The sequence below is a fragment of the Rudaea sp. genome (assembly GCF_036560865.1).
GTDB lineage: Bacteria > Pseudomonadota > Gammaproteobacteria > Xanthomonadales > Rhodanobacteraceae > Rudaea.
The window spans coordinates 1-3763 of sequence record NZ_DATBQK010000139.1; the positions used below are offsets into that span (position 1 = coordinate 1).

Consider the following 3763-nt stretch of genomic DNA (forward strand, 5'->3'; position numbering starts at 1 on the left):
TTCGATGCGGTCGGTGGCGGTGAAGCCCAGGTCCTTGTTCAAACCGTGGCGCACGTTGTCGCCGTCGAGCAGATAAGTGCGCACGCCGAGCGCGTGCAGTTTGCGTTCGACGAGATTGGCGATCGTCGACTTGCCGCTGCCCGACAGACCGGTCAGCCACAACACGCAGGGCCGGTGCCCGTTCAGTCGCGAACGCGCGGTCTTGTCGACCTCGACCGCCTGCCAGTGGATGTTCTGCGAACGGCGCAACGCGAAATGCAGCACGCCCGCGCCGAGAGTCTGGTTGGTCAGCCGGTCGATCACGATGAAGCTGCCCATATCGCGGTTTTCCGCGTACGGATCGAACGCGACCGCGCGATCGAGCGTAAGCGTGCACACGCCGACTTCGTTGAGCTGCAAAGTCTTGGCGACGAGATGCTCGAGCGTGTTGACTTCGACGATGTATTTCGGTTTGGCGATCGCCGCGCCGACCGTGCTTGCGCCGAGCTTCACCAGATACGCACGGCCCGGCAGCATCGGCTCCTCGGCCATCCAGGCGATGCTCGCCTCGAACTGGTCGGCGAAACCGGCCGGATCGTTGGCGGCGCAGATCACGTCGCCGCGGCTGATGTCGATTTCGTCGGCGAGCGTGAGAGTCACCGATTCGCCGCGCGTCGCCGCTGTGCGATCGCCGTCGAAGGTGACGATGCGTGCGACGGTGGACTGCTTGCCCGACGGCAGCACGCGGATCGCGTCGCCGGGCTTGATGCTGCCGCCGAGGATGCGTCCGGCGAAGCCGCGAAAATCCAGATTCGGCCTATTCACCCACTGCACCGGCATGCGCAGCGGCGCGTCCGCGCGCGATGCGGCAATTTCCACATTTTCCAGATGTTGCATCAGGCTCGGGCCGTCATACCACGGCGTGTTCGCGCTCGCCTCGGTGATGTTGTCGCCGCGCAGCGCGGACAGCGGAATGCTGACGATCTGCTCGATGCCGCCGAGCTTGGCGGCGAACTCGCGGTACTCGCGATCGATGCGCTCGTAGACCTCTTGCGAATAGCCGACCATGTCGAGCTTGTTGATCGCCAGCACAACGTGCTTGATGCCGATCAGCGACACGAGATAGCTGTGACGGCGCGTCTGCGTGAGTACGCCCTTGCGCGCATCGATCAGGATCACCGCGAGATCCGCGGTCGACGCACCGGTGATCATGTTGCGCGTGTACTGCTCGTGGCCGGGCGTGTCGGCGACGATGAACTTGCGCTTCTCCGTGGTGAAGAAGCGGTAGGCGACGTCGATCGTGATGCCCTGCTCGCGCTCGGCCGAGAGGCCATCGACGAGCAGGGCGAAATCCAGTTCATCGCCCTGCGTGCCGACTTTCTTCGAGTCGGCCTCAAGCGCGGACAACTGGTCGTCGAGCAGGGTCTTGGCCTCGTAGAGCAGGCGGCCGATCAGGGTGCTCTTGCCGTCGTCGACGCTGCCGCAGGTGATGAAGCGCAGCAGGCTCTTGTTCTGGTGGGTGACCAGGTATTGCTCGATGTCGGCTTCGATGAGAGCCCGCTTCGATGCGATGTGATCGTTGCGCATCAGAAATAGCCTTCCGCTTTTTTCTTTTCCATCGACGCGCTTGCATCGTGATCGATCAGGCGCCCCTGGCGCTCGGTCGTCGTCGCGAGCAACATTTCCTGGATGATCGCCGGCAGAGTGTCGGCCTGCGATTCGATTGCGCCGGTCAGCGGATAGCAGCCCAGCGTGCGGAAGCGCACGCTGCGTTGTTGCGGCATCTCACCCGCGTTGAGCGGAAAGCGCGCGTCGTCGACCATCACCAGCATGCCGTCGCGCTCGACCACCGGCCGCAGCGCCGCGAGATACAGGGGCACGATTGGAATGTTTTCCAGATAGATGTATTGCCAGATATCCAGCTCGGTCCAGTTCGACAGCGGAAACACGCGAATGCTCTCGCCACGGTTCTTGCGCGTGTTGTACAAACGCCAGAGTTCCGGGCGCTGACTCTTCGGGTCCCAGCGATGCTGTGCCGAACGGAACGAAAACACACGTTCCTTGGCGCGCGATTTTTCCTCGTCGCGGCGTGCGCCACCGAAGGCCAGATCGAATCCATATTGATCAAGCGCCTGTTTCAGCCCTTCCGTCTTCCACATATCCGTGTGCACGGCCGAGCCATGGGTGAACGGATTGATGCCGAGCTGCTGCGCTTCCGGATTGATGTGGACCAGCAGCTCCATCCCTGACTCGCGCGCCATGCGTTCGCGGAACGCGTACATCGCGGCGAACTTCCACGTCGTGTCCACATGCAGCAGCGGAAATGGCGGACGCGCGGGATAGAACGCCTTGCGCGCGAGATGCAGCATCACCGAGCTGTCCTTGCCGATCGAGTACAGCATGACTGGCCGCTCGGACTCGGCGACGGCTTCGCGCAGGATATCGATACTCTCGGCTTCGAGCCGTTGCAGATGGGTCAGGCTGGGCATGTGGTCGAACGGTGGGCGGACGGTGCGCGGCGCGCAGGCAGCGGAGCGCAAGCTTACAACACCCGGCGCATCGCATCGATTGCGCGCCCGGTCGCGCCCGGAGAGGCGCAGTCGCGTGCGTTGCGATCGCGCATCAGCCGAAAGCGGGAAGGGCGGGCGTATCGGCCTGCGCTTTGCGCTCCCGGATCAGTCCGATCAGCACCGGCATCGCCAGCAATACCAGCGGATACTGGATCAGCAGGCCGGCGATGATCGCGATCGCCAGCGGCTGTTGCATGCCCGAGCCCTGGCCGAGTGCGAGCGCCAGCGGCATCAGGGTGAGGATCGCCGCAAGCGTGGTCATCGTGATCGGGCGCAGGCGATTGCGGCTCGCTTCGATCAGCGCCTGGCGCAGCGGCATCGTATGCGCGAGCTCGGTGTATTCGCTGACGTAGAAGATCGCCATTTCGGTGGCCATGCCGATCACCATCGTCATGCCCATCAGGGCAGTGATATTGAGTTCGACACCGGTGATCCACAGCGCGGTGAACACCGCGGTCGTCGACAGCAGCGACGTGCCGACAATGATCAGCGGCAGCCAGAAATCCTCGTACAGCACGAGCAGCAGCACGAGTTCGGCGATCAGTGCTGCAAGAAAGACCAGGGCCAGACCGGCAAACGCAATCTGTTGCTGTTTGTACAATCCACCCAGTTCGTAGCGCACGCCAGGAGCGAGCATGCCGGGCTGCGCGAGCAGCTTCTGCACGTCGGCGACGGCCGCGCCGATGCCTCGATTCTCGATACGCGCGGTGACCGCTACCATCGGTTCGAGGTTGTCGCGCGAAATTTCCGGCTCGCCCGAAACTGGTGTCAACGTGGCGACGCGGCGCAACGGAAACAGATGGCCATCGGTCGCGCGGATCGGCAGATCGGCGAGGCCTTGCGTGGTGAGTTTCAGTGCATTCGGAATGCGCACGCGCACGTCGACCAGCTTGTTCGCTTGCGGCAGCTGGGTTGCGATCGCGCCGTTCAACGCGACATCGACGGCCTTGCTGATATCGTCGGGCGTGGCCGACTCGAACGCAGCCTTGACCGGGTCGATCTTCAGGTCGATGCCGTCGCCGGCCAGGATCACGCCGTCCTTGATTTCGACCACGCCGTCGATCTTGCCGATTGCCGCGGCAACCTTGCGCGCCTGCGGAATCAGCGCGGCGGGATCGGTCGCGTAGAGTTTGATCTCGATCGGCTGCGGCACCGCAGTCAGATCGCCGATCAGGTCTTCGGACAACTGCGCCAGTTCGATCTGTACGCCGGGT

Annotated in this window: 3 protein-coding genes; all 3 read right to left on the reverse strand. The window is 63.5% G+C overall.

The window, feature by feature from the left end:
* Nucleotides 1–1566 (reverse strand): sulfate adenylyltransferase subunit CysN (cysN, locus tag VIE67_RS13415; protein WP_332026951.1); only part of this gene is annotated, 1566 nt, incomplete at its 3' end.
* Nucleotides 1566–2468, reverse strand: coding sequence for a sulfate adenylyltransferase subunit CysD (gene cysD, locus VIE67_RS13420; protein ID WP_332026952.1), 903 nt, complete (start codon nucleotides 2466–2468; stop codon nucleotides 1566–1568). The genes cysN and cysD, both read right to left, overlap by 1 nt.
* A 133-nt stretch (nucleotides 2469–2601) precedes the next feature.
* Nucleotides 2602–3763 (reverse strand): efflux RND transporter permease subunit (locus VIE67_RS13425; RefSeq protein WP_332026953.1); only part of this gene is annotated, 1162 nt, incomplete at its 5' end.